The 21,031-nt window shown below is 61.3% G+C and carries 24 protein-coding genes and 2 pseudogenes; 7 read left to right on the forward strand and 19 right to left on the reverse strand.

What is annotated here, in order from left to right:
- Positions 1-37: 37 nt before the first annotated feature.
- Positions 38-418 (reverse strand): termination factor Rho, encoded by a 381-nt coding sequence (locus tag ACNFBR_RS17280; RefSeq protein WP_416736039.1) that lies wholly within the window; start codon positions 416-418, stop codon positions 38-40.
- Positions 419-1,180: 762 nt separating this feature from the next.
- Between ACNFBR_RS17280 and ACNFBR_RS17285 the strand changes: the two genes are divergently transcribed.
- The 3 genes from ACNFBR_RS17285 (at position 1,181) to ACNFBR_RS17295 (ending at position 2,473) form a co-directional block, all read left to right on the forward strand.
- On the forward strand, positions 1,181-1,534 hold the full coding sequence (locus ACNFBR_RS17285) for a hypothetical protein (RefSeq protein ID WP_416736040.1): 354 nt from the start codon (positions 1,181-1,183) through the stop codon (positions 1,532-1,534).
- A 113-nt stretch (positions 1,535-1,647) separates the two neighbouring features.
- Complete coding sequence (locus ACNFBR_RS17290) at positions 1,648-2,046, forward strand: hypothetical protein (RefSeq protein WP_416736041.1); 399 nt, start codon at positions 1,648-1,650, stop codon at positions 2,044-2,046.
- 136 nt (positions 2,047-2,182) lie between these two features.
- Complete coding sequence (locus ACNFBR_RS17295) at positions 2,183-2,473, forward strand: hypothetical protein (protein WP_416736042.1); 291 nt, start codon at positions 2,183-2,185, stop codon at positions 2,471-2,473.
- A 34-nt stretch (positions 2,474-2,507) separates the two neighbouring features.
- Here ACNFBR_RS17295 and ACNFBR_RS17300 read toward each other — a convergent pair whose 3' ends face one another.
- The 4 genes and pseudogenes from ACNFBR_RS17300 to ACNFBR_RS17315 form a co-directional block, all read right to left on the reverse strand.
- On the reverse strand, positions 2,508-2,735 hold the full coding sequence (locus tag ACNFBR_RS17300; RefSeq protein ID WP_416736043.1) for a hypothetical protein: 228 nt from the start codon (positions 2,733-2,735) through the stop codon (positions 2,508-2,510).
- 96 nt (positions 2,736-2,831) lie between these two features.
- Positions 2,832-3,053 (reverse strand): annotated as a pseudogene (locus ACNFBR_RS17305) (effector protein); the annotation flags it as partial.
- 59 nt (positions 3,054-3,112) lie between these two features.
- Entirely contained in the window at positions 3,113-3,328 is a 216-nt protein-coding gene (locus ACNFBR_RS17310; RefSeq protein ID WP_416736044.1) for a hypothetical protein, read from the reverse strand.
- Positions 3,329-3,888: 560 nt separating this feature from the next.
- A complete protein-coding gene (locus tag ACNFBR_RS17315; RefSeq protein WP_416736045.1) occupies positions 3,889-4,803 on the reverse strand; it encodes a LysR family transcriptional regulator in 915 nt (304 codons plus the stop codon).
- A gap of 206 nt (positions 4,804-5,009) precedes the next feature.
- Between ACNFBR_RS17315 and ACNFBR_RS17320 the strand changes: the two genes are divergently transcribed.
- From ACNFBR_RS17320 to ACNFBR_RS17330, 3 genes are all read left to right on the forward strand, one after another.
- Positions 5,010-6,032, forward strand: a complete 1,023-nt coding sequence (locus ACNFBR_RS17320; RefSeq protein ID WP_416736046.1) for a zinc-dependent alcohol dehydrogenase family protein — start codon at positions 5,010-5,012, stop codon at positions 6,030-6,032.
- A gap of 517 nt (positions 6,033-6,549) precedes the next feature.
- Complete coding sequence (locus tag ACNFBR_RS17325; protein ID WP_416736047.1) at positions 6,550-7,935, forward strand: hypothetical protein; 1,386 nt, start codon at positions 6,550-6,552, stop codon at positions 7,933-7,935.
- Positions 7,935-9,290, forward strand: a complete 1,356-nt coding sequence (locus ACNFBR_RS17330; protein ID WP_416736048.1) for an aminotransferase class I/II-fold pyridoxal phosphate-dependent enzyme — start codon at positions 7,935-7,937, stop codon at positions 9,288-9,290. Before ACNFBR_RS17325 ends, ACNFBR_RS17330 begins: the two co-directional genes overlap by 1 nt.
- Before the next feature lie 46 nt (positions 9,291-9,336).
- Here the strand turns inward: ACNFBR_RS17330 and ACNFBR_RS17335 are convergent, their stop codons facing one another.
- Complete coding sequence (locus ACNFBR_RS17335) at positions 9,337-10,644, reverse strand: MFS transporter (protein WP_416736049.1); 1,308 nt, start codon at positions 10,642-10,644, stop codon at positions 9,337-9,339.
- A 66-nt stretch (positions 10,645-10,710) separates the two neighbouring features.
- Positions 10,711-12,024, reverse strand: coding sequence for an L-fuconate dehydratase (locus ACNFBR_RS17340; protein WP_416736050.1), 1,314 nt, complete (start codon positions 12,022-12,024; stop codon positions 10,711-10,713).
- 101 nt (positions 12,025-12,125) lie between these two features.
- Between ACNFBR_RS17340 and ACNFBR_RS17345 the strand changes: the two genes are divergently transcribed.
- Positions 12,126-13,073 carry a LysR family transcriptional regulator gene (locus ACNFBR_RS17345; protein ID WP_416736051.1) on the forward strand — a complete coding sequence of 316 codons (948 nt, stop codon included), beginning with the start codon at positions 12,126-12,128 and terminating at the stop codon, positions 13,071-13,073.
- Between the two features lie 77 nt (positions 13,074-13,150).
- Here the strand turns inward: ACNFBR_RS17345 and ACNFBR_RS17350 are convergent, their stop codons facing one another.
- The 12 genes and pseudogenes from ACNFBR_RS17350 to ACNFBR_RS17405 form a co-directional block, all read right to left on the reverse strand.
- Positions 13,151-14,335, reverse strand: coding sequence for an Arm DNA-binding domain-containing protein (locus ACNFBR_RS17350; RefSeq protein ID WP_416736052.1), 1,185 nt, complete (start codon positions 14,333-14,335; stop codon positions 13,151-13,153).
- A 170-nt stretch (positions 14,336-14,505) separates the two neighbouring features.
- A complete protein-coding gene (locus ACNFBR_RS17355; RefSeq protein ID WP_172402816.1) occupies positions 14,506-14,682 on the reverse strand; it encodes a hypothetical protein in 177 nt (58 codons plus the stop codon).
- Between the two features lie 37 nt (positions 14,683-14,719).
- Positions 14,720-14,881, reverse strand: coding sequence for a hypothetical protein (locus ACNFBR_RS17360; RefSeq protein ID WP_416736053.1), 162 nt, complete (start codon positions 14,879-14,881; stop codon positions 14,720-14,722).
- Between the two features lie 51 nt (positions 14,882-14,932).
- Positions 14,933-15,124, reverse strand: a complete 192-nt coding sequence (locus ACNFBR_RS17365; protein WP_028698342.1) for a hypothetical protein — start codon at positions 15,122-15,124, stop codon at positions 14,933-14,935.
- A gap of 46 nt (positions 15,125-15,170) precedes the next feature.
- Positions 15,171-15,503 carry a hypothetical protein gene (locus ACNFBR_RS17370; RefSeq protein WP_301422720.1) on the reverse strand — a complete coding sequence of 111 codons (333 nt, stop codon included), beginning with the start codon at positions 15,501-15,503 and terminating at the stop codon, positions 15,171-15,173.
- Positions 15,491-16,036: a hypothetical protein gene (locus ACNFBR_RS17375; RefSeq protein ID WP_012273085.1), complete on the reverse strand. Its 546-nt coding sequence runs from the start codon at positions 16,034-16,036 to the stop codon at positions 15,491-15,493. The genes ACNFBR_RS17370 and ACNFBR_RS17375 overlap by 13 nt, the downstream gene beginning before the upstream one ends.
- Positions 16,033-16,362, reverse strand: coding sequence for a hypothetical protein (locus tag ACNFBR_RS17380; protein WP_416736054.1), 330 nt, complete (start codon positions 16,360-16,362; stop codon positions 16,033-16,035). The genes ACNFBR_RS17375 and ACNFBR_RS17380 overlap by 4 nt, the downstream gene beginning before the upstream one ends.
- Positions 16,359-18,302 (reverse strand): DNA cytosine methyltransferase, encoded by a 1,944-nt coding sequence (locus ACNFBR_RS17385; RefSeq protein WP_416736055.1) that lies wholly within the window; start codon positions 18,300-18,302, stop codon positions 16,359-16,361. The genes ACNFBR_RS17380 and ACNFBR_RS17385 overlap by 4 nt, the downstream gene beginning before the upstream one ends.
- 59 nt (positions 18,303-18,361) lie before the next feature.
- Positions 18,362-19,369, reverse strand: coding sequence for an RNA-directed DNA polymerase (locus tag ACNFBR_RS17390; protein WP_416736056.1), 1,008 nt, complete (start codon positions 19,367-19,369; stop codon positions 18,362-18,364).
- A gap of 354 nt (positions 19,370-19,723) precedes the next feature.
- Positions 19,724-20,077 (reverse strand): four helix bundle protein, encoded by a 354-nt coding sequence (locus tag ACNFBR_RS17395; protein WP_416736057.1) that lies wholly within the window; start codon positions 20,075-20,077, stop codon positions 19,724-19,726.
- A gap of 52 nt (positions 20,078-20,129) precedes the next feature.
- Complete coding sequence (locus ACNFBR_RS17400) at positions 20,130-20,702, reverse strand: DUF1566 domain-containing protein (RefSeq protein ID WP_416736058.1); 573 nt, start codon at positions 20,700-20,702, stop codon at positions 20,130-20,132.
- Between the two features lie 116 nt (positions 20,703-20,818).
- A pseudogene (locus tag ACNFBR_RS17405) lies at positions 20,819-21,031 on the reverse strand (hypothetical protein); the annotation flags it as partial.

Raw genomic sequence — 21,031 nt, forward strand, 5'->3', positions numbered from 1 at the left:
AGGCGAATGAGCCTCACGCTATGCCGAACTTCTCCGATTACCCCTGTTTTCGCAGGGCTTCAACCAACTGGGCCTTGTTCATGCTCGAGCGCCCCTTGATATCTTTGCTGCGCGCCTCCTTCATAAGGCTTTGCTTGCTTTGCGATCCCAGCGATGCGCGCGAAGTGCGTGAATGCCCTTGGCGAGACTCGGCGGCGCGTTTGGCTGAATCCGTGCGTGCGGTCTTTTTCTCGCGTGACGGAGTCCTGCTCCCCGAGCCTCCGGGCTTTTCACCACCACCGGATTGCTTGTTCACGGTGGCCCAGGCGCGCGCTTTGGCTTCGTCCTTGCCCACGCCCTTGTCCTCGTACGATTGCTCGATGTGCTCGGCCTTGCGTTTCTGCTTGTCCGTATATTTGTCCTTGTCACCGCGTGGCATGGCATTTACTCCTGAGTGTGTTGCTTGATCAATGGCGAAACTGAAACGCCGGGCCATGAACGGGAGATCCTCCGCCATTTGGCCATTCCACCTAGCTGCCCGATCCTGAACCTGATCTACTACCGGTTGAGCCACCACTACCACTCGCCGGACCTGCACCGCTACCATCCCCCCTATTATCGCCGGAGCCCGAGTCAGTGTCGGTGCCGTCACCGCCCGTGTTGTCCGTTCCATTGTCATGGGTACCGCCGTTACCCGTGCCCATGCCATCGGCTGGTGTTCCTGAGCCTGTCGCTCCGCCTTGGCCGTTCATTTGCCCATTGCTGTGCGTTTGCGTGCCCGGGGCGCGCTGATCGTTCAGGTCTGTGGCGGCCAGGGTAAGTGGCGCCGCGCAACCCAAGCACATTGCGAGCAGCAACGCGTACGGTTTCTCTGCTTTCATGGTGAAGCTCCCTCTCTGGTTGTTCACCCTGTGTTCGGCCTGCTAGTTACCGAAGGGTGCCCGCAGAGCGACGGAAGGTTCTGATGCAGAAAGGCCGGTTGTCACGGTCAGGCCGATCGCGATCAAGGGTATTGGGAGGATCAAGAGCGCTTACCTGTCGAAGTGGATGAACCGACGCCCTTTTCTGAGGAACGGCGTTCAACCGAAGGTCCGGCTTCGACAGGCTGCTACGCCACTCGTCTAGCTGCAGGCACTCTCAAGCATCGCCCGCTTCTCAAGTTTAGGTGCAGATACCATCTGCCTCTGAACGGAGAAAGAACATGGTCATTGATGAAAATGCTCCCGGTAAGGTATCGCAGCAGGTCATCTGCGATAAACACGGTGATGAAACATCGCAGCGTCACGGGACCAAAGAGGTTGAGGTCTCATTGCCGCCTGATGATGAGTCCCCCGTAGAAGAAGAGATGGATGATTTGGATACAAACAACTCAGTATCCAGTGAACACCCAAACCCTAACGGTGCGAGTAGTAAGCGGGATGTGCGCCAGGATAGTCAACTAAAGGATGGGGCTCCCATACCTCATGATCCGGGTATCAATCCCGATCTTGGCGATGACAAGGAAAGCCAGCGTTCCCCTGGAGTTCCGGCGAGCGACCCTGAATCAGGGGCGTAGCACGCCTGGAAATTCCGGGAAGCCAACCTCCCCGCTGATTGCGGGCGTGGGACCCTCGCTATGCTGATGCCAGCCACGCAAGGTATTTTTTTGTCGGTCAGGTCGAGGACGACATGCCAAATCAAAACATGGATCAAGCCGAGCAGTTGGTGGCTGAGGTGCTCGCTGCGGCCTGCCTGGCCATCGAAAAGGATGCAGGCTCAGCGAGTGATCGCAATGTTATACGACATTTACTGCGTTATGCCTTTGAAGCACTTCGCTCTCGGCACATCTCAGTGCACAGTCAAGTGGGAGTGCTGGAGTTCCAGCTTCCGAGCGACAGGGTAGCTATCGCAGATGCGGGCACTGGCTGGAGAGTCGTGATGAAGAAGCGCGGACGGCAAGTCGTGCTGGATCGGGCTCGCCTTCAATCTCATTGTGCATTCATGACCATGGGCCGCTGGTGCAGATCAGCGCTGAGAAGCAATCTTCAAAGGGCCTTTAGAATTCTGGGACATCCTGAATTCCGTTGACGCATTTGGAAGGCCTCCCACGTCACATCCCGTCACAGTATGTATCCATAATCCGCTCGGCGGGGCTGTCTCTTCTGCTCCGCTGCGCTAAGGTTCAGAAACCCCATATATAAGACTAAAGTCGTAGGAGGGCGGCATGCGGATACGCGGTGATGTTTTCTGGAAATGGGCAGACCCGGCGCTACATCACAGGACGCACGATGAGACCCTGAATGACGGCACCACGATGGATGTCCAAGTGCGCCTTTCGCGCACAGGTGACACGCAGCTGTTCCTAGGCGTGTATGCCGGCACCGGTATGGCACTGCACGAAGAAGCCTTCGACACGCGCCCCGGAGAATCGATGACGCGTGCCTTGGCCTGGGGCGTTGGCCGGGCGAGGGGCCTCGCAACCGAGCGTCACCAGCCTAAACAACGGATTGCTTAAAACATCTCTGGAAACCGTGGGTTGCAGTTTCCGTTCAGCGATCCACGGCCTGATGCGTCCACGCGGCATAAGCCGCTTTGAGAGAGTGAGGCAGGTGAGGCAAGCCGGGTTTCGATACGCCCTCCACCCTCAACCATTCGCTCAACCATGCGATGACCAGGGGGCGCGTGACAGGGCTAGGTCCCACCTGGCGCTCCAATTCAGCAGCAATCTGATCCAGAAAGGCGATCTCAGCGTCCAGTCGGGCTATCTGATCAGCCATGGTGTTGTCCTCCTAGCCCGGCTGCTTATGTGGCTAGCCGCAGTCTCTGGTTACTATCTTGAGCGAGCTTGCAAACGTCAAGCCGTTGGCCGTGTCTCACGTGGCAGAGCGGTGCCTTTCGGTAGCCAGGCTTGGCGTCAATGACAAGGCCCCACGCTCCCGAGAGTTGAACATCGACTGAAGATTCTTTTCGATATTTCGGCAGGGGTCATCGATACGAATGCTGTGTTGGCTACGCCCGAATGGTGCTTGCAGGTCGGTGCCGATTCGCTCCATGGCCAGCAGCATGCAACCTACCACCGTAAACATGCGAGGCGTCAGTAATGCCTGGAGTAGAAGGGTGGTGTTGCAGCCCGGCCGAAGCCGGGCTTTTCAGCTCAACGGCGGTCATCAGAAAGTGGCGTCTGTTCATCCGCTTCCGGAGGCAACCGTTCTTGGTCCTCCCAATCCTCTGGACGATCCATGCTTGGTTTCCTTAGCGGATCGTACTTCTTAGGGTCATCGGGGTTCAGGGTAGGATTATTCACATCAGGACCAGGCATCGATGGATCTGAGCCTTGCGGTTGATCTTGAAAACTCGAGTCGATAGACATAGGAACCTCTCCGATAGAGTCCAGTTTTTCCGGGCCGTACTCTTTGGAAACTACCTAATTCATCTCGGTGCGCTCGAGCAGATGAATGGGCAACAAAATGCCTCACTCAAGGGGCGGGCCCAACACACTCGGGGAAGAATGATCGGGTGATTGCAACAGCTATCAGTGTTGAACGTCAGATCTGGGCCGATGGCTGCTTTCCACGAAAGATATCTCAGAGTCGGTAGCGGACCCTCATGAGCGACCTGATATCTCCAGGTGCTAGTACGGGACCGTCGAAAGGTACTTCAAATTACGGTGGGGGGCAGTGCTGCGGCGGGAAGCTCGGTGGGGGACGAAGTTGCCAACCAAGTCAGCCTGAGTTCGAGACTGTCTTCCCGCAGTCACAAGCTATCGGGATCCCCGAAAGCGCTGGGCATCTTCGGTTGGGGGCATCCTTTTCAAACCACCCAAAGCATGCCCTCAAATATGCCCCAAATGTAGCAATTTGCTGGAAGTAAATGGTTATTCGAAGCTAGAAAAACGCAGAAATGATCAGCTAACAAGCATGCGCCAAGCCCCTAAAGACTGTCAGAGTCGCCGAAGAACATCTGTATCCGCGAGCGCAACCACCGCTCCGCAGGGTCGTTGTCCTGCGCCCCGCGCCAGGCCATGTGCAGTTCGAAACTGCGCACGGGTATTGGCAAGTCCTCGGCCCGCAAGCCACCGGCAGCAGTCAGTGCATCCGCCGTGTAGTCCGGCACCGTGGCCACGATATCGGTACCCGCCAGCAAACTCCCCAGGCCGTTGAACTGCGGTACCGCAAGCACGACATGGCGTTTGCGGCCCAGTTCTTCCAGGGCTTCATCGATGAAGCCGGACAGGTCCCCGGCAAACGACACCAGCGCATGCGGCCGGGCGCAGAAGTCGTCCAGGGTAATGCTGCCAGGCACGCTGTCGGCCCTCAGCAGTTTCGGCATGCTACGGCGCAGGACCTTGCGCTTGGCATTGGCCGGCAGTTCGCTGGTGTAGCTGACACCCACCGAAATCTCGCCCGAGGCCAGCAACGTTGGCATCAGCAGGTAGTTGACCCGCCGCACCACCAGCACGATCCCAGGGGCTTCGGCGCGAATACGCTTGAGCAATTGCGGCAGCAAGGCGAACTCGGCGTCGTCCGACAGGCCGATGCGGAACACCGCGTTGCTGGTGGCCGGGTCGAATTCGGCGGCGCGGCTGACCGCCGTGGAAATCGAATCCAGCGCCGGCGACAGCAGGGCGAAGATCTCGTGTGCCCGTGCCGACGGCTCCATGCTGCGGCCGGTGCGCACGAACAGTGGGTCGTCGAACAGGTTGCGCAGGCGCGACAAGGCCGCGCTGATGGCCGGTTGGCCAAGGAACAGTTTTTCCGCGGCACGGGTCACGCTGCGTTCGTGCATCAGCGTTTCGAACACGATCAGCAGGTTGAGGTCTACGCGACGCAGGTCGTTTCGATTCATCGGTGCGCTTCGCCTAAAGTGGGGCAGGGGTGAATCTTAAGGCCAAAGGCTGTTACCCTGCACGGGTTTAGGGGGACCAATTGCAGGGAAAGTCAGGTGCCCAATCGATGACAAGCATGTCGACTATTAATGACCACTGATGGTCTAACCGGCAAAGCCCGGATAAAGTCAGTGGTAATTAGAGGTTCACAAAGGCGAGGTATGCGATGTCCCGCATGATCCGTTTCCACAAGTTCGGCGCTGCCGATGTGCTCCGTTGCGAGGAGCAGGCCGAACCGTCACCCGCTGTCGACGAGGTACAGATCCGCGTCGAGGCGGTGGGCGTCAGCTGGTATGACGTGCTTTGGCGCCAGAACCTGGCACCCTCCCAAGCGCGCCTGCCAGCGGGGATCGGCCACGAAATGGCCGGGGTGGTGACTGCGGTCGGTGAAGGGGTCGAAGACATTGCCGTCGGTGATCGGGTTGCCAGCTTCCCGGCCACCAGTGCCAACGACCACCCCGTGTACGGCGATGTCATCGTGTTGCCGCGTACCGCCATTACCCGCTACCCGGATGTGCTCACGCCGATCGAGGCCAGTGTGCACTACACGCCGCTGTTGATCGCCTATTTCGCTTATGTCGACCTGGCGCGGGCCAAGGCTGGGCAGACTGCGTTGGTTACCGATGCCAGCCATTGCGCCGGCCCTGCGTTCGTGCAACTAGGCAAGGCCCTGGGGCTGAAAGTGTTCGCCGCCACCAAGGAGGCGGAGCAGCGTGAATACCTGCTGGGCTTGGGCGCCGACAAGGTGATCGTCACCGAAGAGCAGGACCTGCTGCTGCAGATTGGCAAATACACCGATGGCCGTGGCGTGGACATGGTCCTCGATGGCATGGGCGGGCCGCAGATGTCGCTGCTGGGCGATGTGCTGGCACCGCGTGGCAGCCTGGTGCTGTATGGCCTGCAAGGCGGCAACCAGACGCCGTTCCCGGCCTGCGCGGCATTCCAGAAGAACATTCAGTTCTATGTGCACTGCATCGGCAATTTCACCGGCAAGCCAGAACTTGGCATCAGCCAGGACCAGGTGGCGCTGCAGCGCGCCTTGCGCGACATCAACCAGTTCACCGCCGACCAGCTGCTGACACCGCAGATCATCAAGGTCTACCCGTTCGAGCAGGTGGTGGAAGCGCATCGCTACATGGACCAATGCCCGTGTGGCGGGCGTGTGGTGCTGGACATGGCACAACACTGACGGTTACAGGCGTTATCGGGAAACCCGGGCACAGTCCCGGGTTTTTTGTGCGCGCGGCAAAGTGTTTCAAGTGTTTAATGTAGGAATACTCCTACAATCTAATGCGATAGAGACTACATACTAATCCACGGCTTCCGGGGCGTCGTAAATATTCTGCCAAGTGTTGAGGCTTGAACTGTTTTGCCTTCGGGGTCAATGTAATCTCTCAGCTTTCCTGAATGGTTTTTTTACCGAGAACTGTATCTTTAATTTACGCGGCATCCCTCTCGATAATGCCCCATTGATAGTTTGCGCAAGGAGCGTGGAATGAGCATGGCTATGCCTGGGGTAGGGCAGAGTGTGGCAGCGGCGGGTCATCGCAGTGACGGGTTCTTCTCGATGGCTTGGCGACAGTGAAGGGTTACGTCATTACTTTCATTTGATTGTAGGAAATTTCTTCCGGATAAGCGCTTCGCATGTTGGAGTTAAGGTGTTTGGCTCGGCGTGCGCTGGCTGCATGAAGTTGATGAGGTGATTCGTGACCGCTATTCACGACCAGGCGATGCACTATATTTACCAGCAAGTACTCGAACGCTTGCTGAGCCACATGTCCCAGGCACAGCGTGCTTCCCTGCAGTTGCTGATACAACGGCTACTGGTTGCTGCAGGTGGGCCCGAGTACATCGGAAGCTTCCGTCTGCAGATACTGCAAGGCAGCGATCGCCAAAGTCTCCGGCTGCTTGCCATGCTGCGTGCCGCGCAACTGAGTATTGCCCTACGTGCGCCGGCAACCTTCCAGTTGCGGGTGTTGGCAGTCAGCCTACCGGTAGCCGGTAGCACCACGCTGGAAGCGAATGAGCGCAGTTTCAGTGCGTTGTTCATGCAGGATGACCCGCGGGTGGATTTGCAGATGATCGAGGGGGGCACGGTGGTGCCATTCAGCCGTCCACCCTCGGCAGCCCCCGAACGCTGGCTACAAGCCAGGGACGCCATGTTGATGTTCGGCCACCTGGTCGATGCCAGGCCTGAAGCCCTGCTAGGTAGCCGCCTGCACCTGGAATTGGCGGGGGCGGTGGCTTTTGCGCTGCAGGCAGAGGCGCCTGCCGATGCTTTGGTCACGGTCATACCCGCGTTTCAGCGGCGCCGATACCTGGCGTGGGCCCGGCGGACCCTGCGCCTGGCCGGTGAGCGTGGTCCGTATGGGGTGCACCAGTGCCTGGCGGCGCTGGCCCATGGCCTGGGCCGGTTGCACTGCACTGTCAGTGGCGCCCAGGGTGGCCTGGTGGAGCCGACATTGGGTGCGGCACCGGAAGGGGCGACGGTGCGGCTGATCGCCCTGGACGACTTGCTGCCACACTTGCTTGAAGAGCAACAGCTTGATGCCATGCTGGGGTGTGGTTTCGAGACCGCCTCGGATGCGTTGCCACTGGCGGAATTCGTCAACTCGCTTGCCACGGCGCAGCTGCACGAACTGCATGCGCGCACCTTGGAGCCACAGGCCAGTCGCCCGGCATTGCGGCTGACAGGGCAGGTTGGCGGCAGCAAGCAACGCGACGCTCATCAGTTGCAACTCGGCAAAGCCTACGGCATCAATCAGACCCAGCTGGTGTGCTTGCTGTTCAGCCCTTTCGCCAGGCAGGGGAAAAACCTCGAGCGGTTCTTGCAGTATCGACATGCCGACATGCTGGTGGCATTGCCGTACCTGCATAGGGCCTTGCAAGGTAAGCCCTGCCCCGATGCGGTGAAAGCCTGGTTGGTGAACACCAGTGGTCTGCCGTTGGCGCGACTGCGGATGATTTATGCCGGGCAGTTGCCACTGGCCGCCTGGCGCCTGCTTGACAACCTGGCCCACCGCGATGTGCACCTGAGGTTGTTGCCGCACCAGGCGTTGGGGCGGCGGCGTGATTTTGTGGGGTTGCCTTGATGGGGCGAGTGACCGCCGGCGAGTTCGCGTATCGTAAGGTGTATCGCTACCTGGAAGCGTTGATCGACCAGGCTGTCAGCGATGACCTCCACCGGTTACCGTCATTGCGTGCACTCTCCCGACGCCTGCGGGTGTCTTTGGCTACGGTGCAAAGCGCCTACAGCCTGCTGGAAGAGGAGGGGCGCGTGCACTGCCGACCGAGGTCGGGCTATTACGTGCAACACGCTGGCAAACAGCCGGTTGTGGCAATGCCCCGGCAGCCTCCCTTGCCAGCACAGCCGCTGTTGGAGCGCATTCTGCTTGGCCACGAGCGGCGTTTGGCGCGTCAGCGTGACCGCAGCGCAGCGCCCCGCGAAGCCCTTGGCAGTAGCCGTTTGCGCAATGCCGTGGCTGAGCAATACACCCGATCCTCCAGCCAGTACTGGCGTGCCGATGACGTGCAACTGGCCCCTGATGTGCTGGCGTTGCTGGAGACGCTGCTCGCGGCGCTGGCCTTGCAAGGAGGGACCGTGCTGGTGCATTCGCCCTGTTGCTGGCAAGTGCTGCACGCCTTGGTGCGTGCTGGCATGCGTGTGCTGGAGGTGCCCGCGGATGCCCGGGGCAACCCAGACCTGCACGCTTTGGCCAAATTGCTGGGGAGCGAGCCGGTGAACATGCTGGTCATGCCATCGTGCCTGGGCATGCCACAAGGCCGGCTGATTTCACCGTACTACCAGCAACAGCTTGGCCTGTTGCTCGGCCAACACCCCGTATGGCTGCTGGAAAACGACCTGGACAGCGAACTCTGTTACAGCCGGCCGCCGCGTAAACGCCTGCGCGATTGGGTCGACCCGCGTTGGTTGCTGGTGATGGGCACGTTCGAAGCTGCGGTGGGGGCTGAAGCGCCTTATGCGTATGTCCTGGGCCGCGATGCGATGCTGGCCAAGGCGTTTGCCGAGCGAGCGTTTCGGCTCGCGCCGCTGCGCTTGCAAGCGCTTGCGTACATGCTGGGCAAGGGGCAAATCGAGACGCAATGGGTACAGCTACGCACAGACCTGCAACGGCGCACGCAGTGCCTGGCGCATGTGCTGGCGTTGCAATTCGGCCAGCGGGTGGTGCTGGAAATGCCGCAAGGCGGGCAAATGCTGTGGGTGCGCTTTCGTCAACCGCTGATGTGGGAAGGTATCAATGCCGCGTTGGCCGGCTCTGCGCTGCATGTGCTGGCGGGCGAGCAGTTCGGCCTGCAGGGGCGCTACCGGCAATACCTGGCGTTGATGTGGCTGGGGGGCCACCTGGATGAACTGCAACAGGCTGTCGGCCGCCTGGCACAGGCCCTGGAACCACGCTGTGGGCATCCTGCCGGCGTTACCCGCTAAATGGCTGGGGCTGCAATGGCAGCCCATCGCCGGCAAACGCTGAGCATCAGCGAGGCGCTTGTTCCTGCCCTTGGCGCAAACGGGTACTGACCAGTGCCGCAACTACCAGCAACGCTGCAATGACCCATAAACCATTGCGGGTGCTACCGGTGGTCTGCTCGATCAATCCCATCACTGACGGCCCGACGAAGCCACCCAACAGGCCGCAGGTGGTGACGAAGGCCAGGCCCGCCGCCAGTGCGCTGCCGCTCAGGCGGCTGGATGGGAAGACGAAGATGATCGACTGCACCACGAACAGCATCAGCGCTGTCAGGGAAAACCCGATCAGGCCGATGAAGGAGTTGCTCAGCGACGCCAGCAGCAACCCGGCCGCCATGGTCAACAGGCCGAAGAACAACAAGGTGCGGCAGCGGCGTGGGGAAGTTGCCAGGCGTGGTAAGGTGGCGGCGCCAATGGCGGCGGCAATCCATGGCACTGCAGTCAGCAGGCCGACCTGGAAGGGCGATAGCGCAGCGTAAGTGCCGATGATGCCCGGCAGGAAGAAGATCACCGTGTAGATGGTGATTTGGTGCACGAAATACACCACGATCGCCAGCCAGATCTGCCGGTCGCGGAACATCTGCCCCAGCTTGCTCTGCTGTGGCGCGGCAGCCCGTTCGGCAGCCAGGCGGCGTTCGATATCCTGCGCGTCGGCGGCCGACAGCCAGGGCGCCGAGGCCGGGCCGTCCGGCAACTTTTTCCACACCACGAAGGCCAAGGCGACGGCAGGCAGGCCTTCGAGCACGAACAGCCACTGCCAGCCGTGCCAGCCCAGCACACCATCCATTTCCAGCAGGGCACCGCCCAGCGGGCCGCTGAGGATGTTGGCCAGGCACACGCCCAGCAGGAAGTACCCCGTGGCGCGGGCGCGTTGTTCGCGGTCGAACCAGTAAGTCAGGTACAACATGACGCCGGGGAACAGGCCGGCTTCGGCTACCCCCAGTAACAGGCGCATGATGTAGAACGAGGTTTCACCCTGGACGAAGGCCATGCCCGCCGAGAGCAGGCCCCAGGTAATCATGATGCGGGTGATCCAGAAGCGCGCGCCCACCCGGTGCATGATCAGGTTGCTGGGTACTTCGGCCAAGGCATAGGTGAGGAAGAACAAGCCGGCGCCCAGGCCATAGGCTGCTGCCGAAAGGCCCAGGTCGATGCCCATGCTGGCTTTCGCCAGGGCGATATTGGTGCGGTCAAGAAAACTCATCACGTAGACGACGATGAGCAGTGGCATCAGTTTGCGCAGCAGCAGGCCGTTCAGGCGCTGCTCGGCGGTGGCGGCAGGGGCCGAAGCCGCTGCGCTGGTGAGGGTTGTCATTGTTTTTTTCCCCGTGAAAAGTGCTGGTGGCGTGCCGCGCAGCGGCGGCACGCCCAGGTCTGTGGGTCAGGAACGGTTGATGTCTTGCCACACTGCGCCGTTGGGGTACTGGTAGCGCTCCAGGGTTTGCGCGTGCATTTCGATGCTGTAGCCCGGGCGTTGCGGCGGCATGTAGCGCCCGCGGCGGATCACCACCGGGTCGATGAAGTGCTCGTGCAGGTGGTCGACATACTCCAGTACCCGGTTGTGCAGCGAAGCCGACACCGCGATGTAGTCGAACAGGGCGATGTTCTGCACATATTCGCACAGCCCGACGCCACCGCCGTGCGGGCACACCGGCACGTCGTACTTGGCCGCCATCAGCAGCACGATCAATACCTCGTTCAGGCCTCCCAGGCGGGCTGCGTCCAGCTGGCAGAAGTCCAGCGCACCGGCCTGGAACATCTGCTTGAACATCACCCGATTGTGGCAGTGTTCACCGGTGGCGACACCAATTGGCGCGATGCGCTGGCGAATGGTGGCGTGGCCGAGAATGTCGTCGGGGCTGGTCGGTTCTTCGATCCACAGCGGTTCGAAGGCGGCCAGGCGGCGCATGTTGGCAACCGACTCCTCGACACCCCATACCTGGTTGGCATCCATCATCAGGGTGCGCTCCCAGCCGATTTCCTCGCGCAGGATGCTGGCACGGCGAATGTCTTCTTCCAGGTCGGCACCAATTTTCTGCTTGATATGGGTCCAGCCGTCGGCCACGGCCTCGCGGGCCAGCGTGCGCATTTTCTCTTCGCTGTATCCCAGCCAGCCCGGTGCCGTGGTGTAACCGGGGTAGCCTTCTCGCAGCATCTGCGCCTCGCGCTGGGCTTTGCCCGGCGCCTGGCGGCGCAGCAGGGCAATGGCCTCTTCGGGCGTGAGCACGTCGGTGACGTAGCTGAAGTCCAGGCAGCGCACCAACTGCTCGGGCGTCATGTCGGCCAGCAGCTTCCATACAGGCTTGCCCTGGTGCTTGGCCCACAGGTCCCACACCGCATTGACGATGGCGGCAGTGGCCAGGTGGATCACGCCCTTTTCCGGGCCCAGCCAACGCAGCTGGCTATCGCTGACGGTGAAACGATGCCAGAACGCGCCCATGTCGGCGGTGATTTCTTCGAGGGTAAGACCGACGATCAGTGGGGCCAGCGACTGCACTGCCGCCGCGCAGATCTCGTTACCACGGCCGATGGTGAAAGTCAGGCCGTGGCCTTCAAGGGCTGCTGCGTCGGTGTGCAGCACCACGTAGGCCGCCGAGTAGTCAGGGGCACTGTTCATGGCGTCGGAGCCATCCAGCGACAGCGAAGTGGGGAAACGGATGTCACGAACGCTCAGGTGGGTAATACGTATGCTCATGGTCGGCTCTTGTTCTGTTCAAGCACTGGGAGCGCTGACTGTAGGTTGCCGAGCGATACAGGCATAATCGCCATATCTTAACCAGCGATATCGGATTCGATATGCCTCGCTTGCCAACCGACAACACCCAGGCGCCTGCCAGCCTCGGCGCACTGAAGATTTCCAGCCGGCAAATCACACTGCTCAATGCCCTGGGCGAATTCGGCAACCTGCGCCGTGCGGCCGCGGCGATGCACACCACGCAACCGGCGGCCAGCCTGCTGTTGCAGCAGCTTGAGGAGCGCTTGGGTGTGCGCTTGTTCGAGCGCCTGCCCCGGGGTATGCAAGCAACGCTGTATGGCGAGGTGATGATCCGCTATGCGCAGAACGCATTGCATGAGTTCGAGCATGCCCAGGCGCAAATTGCCGAACTGGCGCGCGGGGCTTTGGGCCTGGTGCGGGTGGGCAGCGTCATGGGCCCGGTACCAGGCGTGCTGACCCAGGCGGTGCTGGCCTACAAACGCGACCACCCTAAAGTGCGCATCGCCCTGGAAGTGGGCACCAGTGATACCTTGCTGCCCGCCTTGCTACGTGGTGACTTCGACATGGTGGTGGGGCGCCTGCCGGACCAGAGCGACAGCCAGGAGCTGAACATCGAGCTGTTCGAAGGCGGTGAGCAAATGCGCGTGATTGCCCGGGCAGGCCACCCTTTGGCCACCGTCGCCGGGCTGCAACTGGCCGACTTGGTGCGCTTGACCTGGATTCTGCACCCCATCGGCAGCCCGATGCGCCGCCGTGTCGAAAGCGCGTTGCAGGCCGGGGGCATGGTGCAGTCACTGGATATCGTCGAAACCGCCTCGATCCTGGCGACCACGGCCATGCTCGAAGCGTCCGAGATGATTGCGGTGGTGCCCAATGACGTGGCCCGGCACTATGCCCGCTATGGCATGGTCGTCATCCTGCCGGTTGAACTCCCACTGGCGATGGCCAACCTCGGCGTGTTGACCCTGCGTTCGCGACCCAACTCGGTTGCCCTCGACACCTTGCTGCGCTACCTGCGGGCACAATAACTTTCACCTGCATGAGGCCCTGCGTCTATGCCGCCGGACATGACCCATTCCAGCTTTTGCAACTTGATCTTTTCGGCTTACAGCGCGGGGTCTAGAGATGATGTTGTCATAACGCTGGCATTACTCGCAAAAATAGCCTCTGCGCGGCCTCCGGCTCCCACGTCGGCGGAGGGCATCCAGCGACCATAAACCTTGGCGATCATGGTCCAGTCTTTGTGGCCCATTTGCTGAGCAACCCACATTGGATTTTCGCCAGCGCTGAGCATCATCGAGGCGTATGTGTGTCGGCTCTGGTAAGGGCGACGCCACCGCACGCCCGCTTTTTTCATTGCTGGAATCCAAATCACTCGGTAGATGTAGCCGGCATGTCGCCATGGCTCTCCAGTGATGGTGTTCAGGAAAACATGCTTTCCGGCCAGGAAGGTCAGCTCCTTTTGCTTGAGCAGCGCCTCTCTTGCAGGGCCGAGCAGCTTAATCGTTCTCCGGCTAGATGCGGTTTTGGTCGACTCGGGAACCTTGGCCGCCCTGGTCTTGGCTCGAACAATTCGGATTTCCCCAGCGATCCAATCAATATCCCCCCACTCCAGCGCGATTAGCTCACTAGGGCGAAGGCCCGTCCAGAACGCGAACTGCAGCTGAGCCCACGTATCCCCCCTCGCCGCCCTGAGCAGCGCCTCCTGCTCCTCCCGGGTGAACGGATCCACGTCATCCTCCTCCTTGATCTCCTCCCGATTCTTGTATGCCCACCCCGAAAGCGGGTTGCTCTCAATGATTTCGTCCTCTACTGCGTCATTGAGCGCCGACCGAAAGCAGGTCTGAACTGTGGTCAGCCTACTGTTCGAAACCTGGTAATCGGACAACTGATCCTTGATTACCTTCTTGTTGAGCTCTCCGAGCGACAGATCCCCAAACATTGGCTTGAGTATCGATCTGATGATTGACCGGTATAGGGCCGTGGTGCTCGATTTGAAGGTCTTCGCTTTCCGCTCCAGCCATTCGTCCAGGTAGACGCCTATATTCTGGTTTGAGCTGACCCTGGCAAACTGGGCAGCGCGCTTTGATCGCGGGAATGTGGCTGCGTAGTCGAACGTTCCGTTTGAAATGGCGTACTCGATGGCAGCCTTATGCTGCTCGGCTTTTTTCAGGTTAGCGGCGGTGGGCTTGAGCTGGACCCGCTCCCGACACCGGACGCCCTGGTATTGGAATGTGATTTCGATACTACTTGAAGACGCGGGCCTGACGCCTCCCCCATCTCTACCCATGAGTAATACCCCTCAACGTCAATTAGGATTCTTCCATCCGGCGCTTTGCGCCAGACCATGTGCTTCGGCCATTTGCCGTCACGAATTTTGGTCCTTATGGCGTCGGGTGTGTAGCCGGATTCGCGAGAGAACTGTTCTACGGTCTTGTATCGAACCATGGCTGGGCCTCCTCAGGCCGTGAAGTGGTGCCCGACCTTCGCCGCCCGGGCGGCTTCCTCGGTGCGGAACATGAGCCGTGTTTTGCTGGTGCTGCCCCAGCTGTTGTATTCAACGTCGACCCACCAGTGGCCGAACTTGCGGTACGGCTCGCCGAGGATCTTCGTGACGTAGCAGTCGATCAGGTTCATGTGGGTCTCCACGCCGCCGGTGGCGGCAGGTTGGTGGTCAGGCTGCAGGCGCAGGCTCGATCCGGTAATAGCTGGTGCACCGGCAACGTGGGCACACCATGGTGTTGGCGCCCTTGAGCCATTTGCAGGGCGCGAGCACGCGCTCGCTTTCCTTGTGCTGGTTGCGGCAACGGGAGCACTTCACCGTGATATCGGACATAGTTCATCCTCGCCCGCGCATGTCGGCGGGCTTGAGTAGTAGGGGGAGGGGTTAAGCTTCTGGTTCGAAGCAGCGCTTGTACCGCGCGCGGTAATCGTCGCGCTCCAGGTTGTCGAGCAGTTCTTGCTCGCGGCCGTCGGCCCACATCTGCTGATGACGCTTGTTGCACGTGAAGCCGGTGTCCGACTCGCTTTCGCCGTCAACCCACTCCAGCCATTTGCAGGTGTTGCAGTTCTTGCTCATCGCGGCCCCCTGTAGATCAGGTAGGCCATGTACATCAGGGGCAGGATCATGCCATCAGTTCCTTGGGCACGTTGATGGTTTCGCCGCGGGCGTGGTGCACCACAGCGCGGGCTGCAGCTTCTGCCCGGGTGTCGCCGGGCTGTCGATCTAGGGGATTCCCTGATACGCAAGCCAGCCAGGGCCAGCTGTAGCCGCGATCGATCCACATGCCGTGCTTCTGGATCAGATACTCGCCGGTCGCGTCGTCGATGGCCTGGCCACCCAGAGGCAGTTGCAGCTGGCCGGCCGCCGCCGGCATCGGGCCGTCTACCAACTCGACGGCCCAGAGCAGCGCTTTGCCTGCGAGGTCGCAGGTTTGCACCTTGATCAGGCCTGGCATGATTCCACCTGCTTGCGGTAGCCGGCGTCATACAGCGCTTCGCAATCAGCCCGATTCACGCCGAAGCCAGTTGCCGCGTGCATAGTCTCGGCCATCTCCACAATGGCTTTCTCTCGCTCTTCCGCCTTGATCTGCTCGGGCGTGCGGACGGGGCGGAAGATTGAGGCCCACAGCAGTGTCCCCCAGCACTCTGGCGTCCCGGAAACGAATGCATGATCGCTGTTTCCGTGCATGAGCACCTGACCAGGCCACCACAGGTCGCGCTCAGCGTCGTACGCCTCGCAAACTGATCCAACTGGCGGAAGACCTTCACCATCCCAGCGCGCCGGTCGCGGCGTGATGTACTGAACCTGGCCGCGCGTGAAGTTGTGCCGGTTATCGCCGGTGCCGCCGCCATACGGATAGTCGCGATCCTCGGCGCCGACCACCGCGTACTGGTCCATGTTGATCCACACTTCGGTGATGCCGTGGTGGGCGACCAGACCGTGCCCGTCTGCCCACTCGGGCGCCTTGCTCCAATCGATCTTTCTCACAGCTCATACCTCTCATCAATCCAGCGCCCAGGCGCCAGAGCGGGTGTAGGTTCGGATTGGGCTTCGTGCGGGGAGAGCTGGCGTTCGTTGCTGGCCTGGTCCGGGCCATGCAGCATCCAGTCGGGTAAACAGGACAGACCGCTTGCCGCGCCGGCACCGCCGCCTGCTGACCACTTCCAACAGGTCACGGCTCGGGCGTCGTCATGCTCGACAGTTGTGCCACGCATTGGACTGACCAGCTTCTGCCGCGCAGCCTGTGCTGGCGTCATCGGTTCGCAGCCGGCCAGGGTGGCCAGCAGCAGGAGGCAGAGGGCGAGGCGGGTCATGCTGCCACCGCCTGGCGCGTTGCGACCTTCCATGGATCATTTGCCCGAGCCAGTGCAGCCATCGGCGGTGGGCTGACACTGTTCCCGCACATGTGCACCTGCTCAGTCTTGGTGAACGGCTTGCCGTCGGCGCCCTTGTCGATGATGTAGCTGGTCGGGAAACCTTGCGCTCGATAGAGCTCGTGCGGCTGGAGCATTCGCAGGCAGATATCGACGATCACATATGGCGCGCCCTTCACGAAGACGGTGACCAGGCCCAGGCGGTTTTTGGTGGTCACCGTCGGTGCAGGTGCGTCGCAGGCGCTGATGTTCTCGGTACCGTAGTAGCTGATCAGGAACGCGGCCACACGCAGGGCGCCTTCCTCGTGCTCTGGCGACAGCTTGTACTCGACCAGGGCGTGGTGCTCGGCGCCGGCGGTCATGGTCGGCACCGGCTCGTCGACCGCGCGGCCGATGCAATTGCGGCGCAGCGTTGCCAGGCTGGCCGTCACCAGGCGCTGCTGGCTGCCGGTGTTGGTGACCGTGGTCAGTGGCTCGTCCGCTCCCTTGGCTGGCGTGGTGTTGAATCCGCCGTTGGCCTGTTCGATGAAGGCCGTGCACACGCCCATGGCATGGGCCGCACCTGCAGGGCGCTTGTAGTTGCCGCCACTCGTAATGGTCGGCACCGGGTCGGTAATGGCCGCGCCCTCGCTGTTGAATCTGAACTTCACCAGGTGCGCCGATGCCAGGGCGCGGTGGCTTTGGGTCATCAGGGTGCCCATGGGTTGGTCAGCAGCTACTGGCTTACCGGCATACACCGGGCCGCCGGCCCCAACCATAACTGGGCTGGCCATCATCAGCTCCCCGCGGTTAGCGGCAGTCACAGTGGCCAGCGGCTCGCCTGGGTCGTTCACACGGTCGGCGCCCTGGTGGGTTGCAGGCAGTATGACGGGGCTGGCCATTGCGAATGATCCGCCGCGGGGCCAGGAGGTGACCGTGCGAAGCGGCTCATGGGCTGACTGGGCCAACTCACCGGACCAATTCGCGATCGGTACGATGAATGGCTGCGGGTTGTCCAGCACGAACTTCTTCATGCCCTTGGCTACACGGCGCAGGGTTGCGGCTGCCAGTTCCTTCTTGCGCCCGAAGATGCTCTTGCTCGGCACGCTCCAGTCGATGCAGTCCGCGGCGGTGCGCCACTTCTGCTGTCCTTTGCTGGGGTTCTTGGCGTGGGTTGGATCTGGCCACACGATGGGCTGACCATCGCAGCGGGCGATCATGAACAGGCGTTCCCGGCTGGTCGGCGCACCGAAGTCGCAGGCCTTGATGATCCTCCATTCCACCTGGTAGCCCATGCCCTCAAGTAGCTGCACGAAGCGCCGCCAGGTGATGCCGCGTCGCTTCGGGTCGGGCACTAGGAACTGCTCTTGCACTGGTACGCGCTCACCGACGGCGGCCACGGTGCCGTCCAGTTTCATCACCCGGCCGGTCGTCTTGTCACGCTTCGCCATCAGCGGCCCCCACTGCAAAATTTGCTTCACGTTCTCGAGGCTGATGACCCGTGGCTTCTTCTTGCCTGCCCACTTCAGGCCGATCCACGACAGGTTACGGATCTCACGCTTGCGCGGCTGGCCGCCGGCCGCCTGGCTGTGGTGGGTGCAATCCGGGCTCATGTGGAACCAGCCCACGGCGCGGCCCTGACATTCCTCGTCGGGGTCGCCCTCGAACACGTCGGTGGTGAAGTGTCGCGCCGCGGGGTGGTTGGCGGTGTGCATGCTGATGGCTGCCGGGCTGTGGTTTTTGGCCACGGTCACCGGACGGTCCAGGCCAATCTCCAGACCGGTACCGGCGCCGCCGCCACCGCAGAAGTAGTCAACCACGATCTCATCGTCTTGCGGGTCGAAGCCAAGGCCGTACTGGGTTTTGAAATCAAGCGAGTTCTTTTTCTGAAATGCAGACATGGGCGTTCCTCGCCGGTTGGCGTGAGTCGTTATCGTTGGTTAGGGGAATGTGCTGGCGGTCAGCGCTTTCGCTTCGGGTAGGTCTGCGTCAGTGCGGCATTGACCACATGCCCGCGCCGCAGAACCAGGTTGGCTAATGCGGCGCGGTCTTTCTGGCTGTGGCTGGCCTGGCCAAGCAGACCGAAGTAGCTGTTGGCCGTCTCGCGCAGGTTCTCTGCTGGCGCGGCAGCAGTTCGCTTCATGGCCTGGGCAGCCGACTTCTTGCGAGTGGTACGCCGCCAGGGCTTGATCACATGCCCGACGAAGTCCACGCCGCGGTCAATCGGCTGCAGGATGGTCTTCGAGGGGTTGAGCCTGACGCCCAGGCTGGGCAGGAAGTCTTCGATCTGGCTGAGCCAGTCATTCAGCTGCTGCGGCGACTCATGCAGCAGCACGAAGTCGTCGACGTAGCGGATGTAGTGCTTGACCTTGAGCGTGTGCTTGCAGAACTTGTCCAGGGCGTCGAGGTAGACGTTGGCGAAGAACTGCGATGACAGGTTGCCGATGGGCAGGCCTAGGTACGACGGTTGCGCGGTGAGGCGCTTGTGCTGCGGCACCCGGTTGAACAGGTGCGCCGGGCTGCGCTCGACGTAGTTCTCTCGCGGGTCGTGCATCAGCACCTGTAGGGCAAGCTGCCTAAACCACGGATCGTCGATTCGGATGGCCAGTTGCCGGGCCAATACCCGCTTGTCGATCGACACGAAGAAGTTGGCCAGGTCGCACTTGAGGTAGAAGCCGGGCCGGGACCAGTTGTGCGTCTGGCTGCGGATCTTCGCTTCCATGCGTTTGCCGGCGTACAGCGTGCCGCGCCCTGGGATACAGGCGCAGCTGTCCGCTATGAAGCTGCGCTCGATGGCGGGGCCGATGCGGTTGTACAACAGGTGGTGCACGATGCGGTCGCGGAAGTCGGCGGCCCACACCTCGCGGGCCTTTGGCCTGGTGACCACAAAGCAAATTGAGCGGCCAGGGCGGTAGGTGCCGGCCTGGAGCTCGTCGAATAGGTCGAGGAGATTGATCTCCATGTCCACTTCGAAGCGTCGAGCACTCGCGGTGTTCCGCTTGTGCCGTCGGCAATCGTAGTAGGCCTGGGCCAATTCCTCGAAGGTGAAGCTCGCAACGGGCGAATCTGCGGACGGGGCGGACGAGACGCTCGTTGTTCTTGTCGTTGTTGTTGAGCCAGCCATCCTCAAAGTCCATGTTGTAGGCGTTGTTGGCGGAGAACTGCGACCTATCGTGCTATCTACGTCGCCAGGACGATTGCTCAGCCTGGAAACTGCGCCGGACCTGCCAGCATCTGCTGGCGGTATCCGTGGTGCGCATGGCGGTGATCACAGATCAGCGGCACGACCAGATTCAGCGTGCAGGCAGGAGGGCCTTAACCCTCAAGCAACGGACGCGGTTGCGGATTTCTTCCAGGCGTTCGCCTGGCGACCCACGGAGGCCGTGAGCTTCATTGCCTTGGCGTGCTGACCTTTGCTGATCAACCCTTTGTTGGTGAGGGCGCGCAGCAGGTAATTCAGCATCCAGACGCTTTCGAGTAGGAGGTTCAGGTGCGGGAGCTTGTCCCGTGCCATGTTGGCTCGGCCAATCAACACCAGAGCTTGCAGGCATTCGTCCCGGATCTTCGAGCCGACGACCTGCTTGAGATCGCGGGGGATATTTCGAACCAGGTCGAGCGAAAGGCCGAGTAGTTCCTCGGCCACCTTGTGGATCTCAAGCTCTGTGTGAATGGCCATCCTGGCTTCCTAAAAGCGAGGGCGCCGAGGCGCCCAGGAATGAAGAATTGGATTACGGAATAAATCTGCGGACGGGGCGGACGAGACGCCCGTCGTACTTGACGTCGTAGCTGAGCCAGCCATCCTCAAAGTCCATGAAGTAGGCGATGTCGGCGGAGAACTGCGAAGACGACCAGTGATAGGCCTTTTCGAACAGTTCGGGCACGTTCGCCTCGGCCACCTGCAGCTCGCGGCGGGCTGGCAGGTAGAAGTCGTTATGCCCGTCAGCGGTGAACTCGCTGGCTAGCTTGGCGGCCGGGTGCTCATTGCTGTCGGCCAGCAGGGCCCGGGTATTGGCCAGGCCGTCGCTCATGCTGGTGGCGCCGTCGCACTCCTCGCCACGGCCACCCCATTCAGCGCGAACCTGCTCGGTCAGCAGTGGCACGATCAGGTAATAGTCCGGCGCGCCATTCTCGCCGCGCACCAGGCCGGCGTTGTAGCCGCCTTGCCCTGGCCAGTACGACCCCAGGGCCGGGACGCCAGAAGGCACGGTATCAAGCGCCGTGTAATTGAGAAGGCGGCTGAACTCGCGCTGGATGATTCGGGACGCCACATTGGCGTCAATGCTGATGCTGACTTTCTCCATGGGGTGCTCCTGATGGAATTAGGTGCAGGCGGCCGGCGCTTCCCGGCGCGCTTCTGGTCTGATCGTCGTCCTGACGAACCCGGAATCGCCTGCAAGGAAAGGAATGAAGGGGTGAATTACTGAAGGATGAGGCTGCGGACGGGGCGGACGAGACGCTCGCTGTCCTTGCCGCCGTAGCTGAGCCAGCCAACCTCAAAGTCCATGAGGTAGGCGCTGTGGGCGGAGAACTGCGAGCTCAGCCAGTGCCAGCGATCTTCGCGCAGGGTCACCAGGCCATCAGCCTTGGCCGCCATCACCAACTGACCTTCCAGGCAGGACGGAATAAACGC

Origin of the sequence: Pseudomonas sp. NY11955 (assembly GCF_048068035.1) — a bacterium.
Classification (GTDB): domain Bacteria; phylum Pseudomonadota; class Gammaproteobacteria; order Pseudomonadales; family Pseudomonadaceae; genus Aquipseudomonas.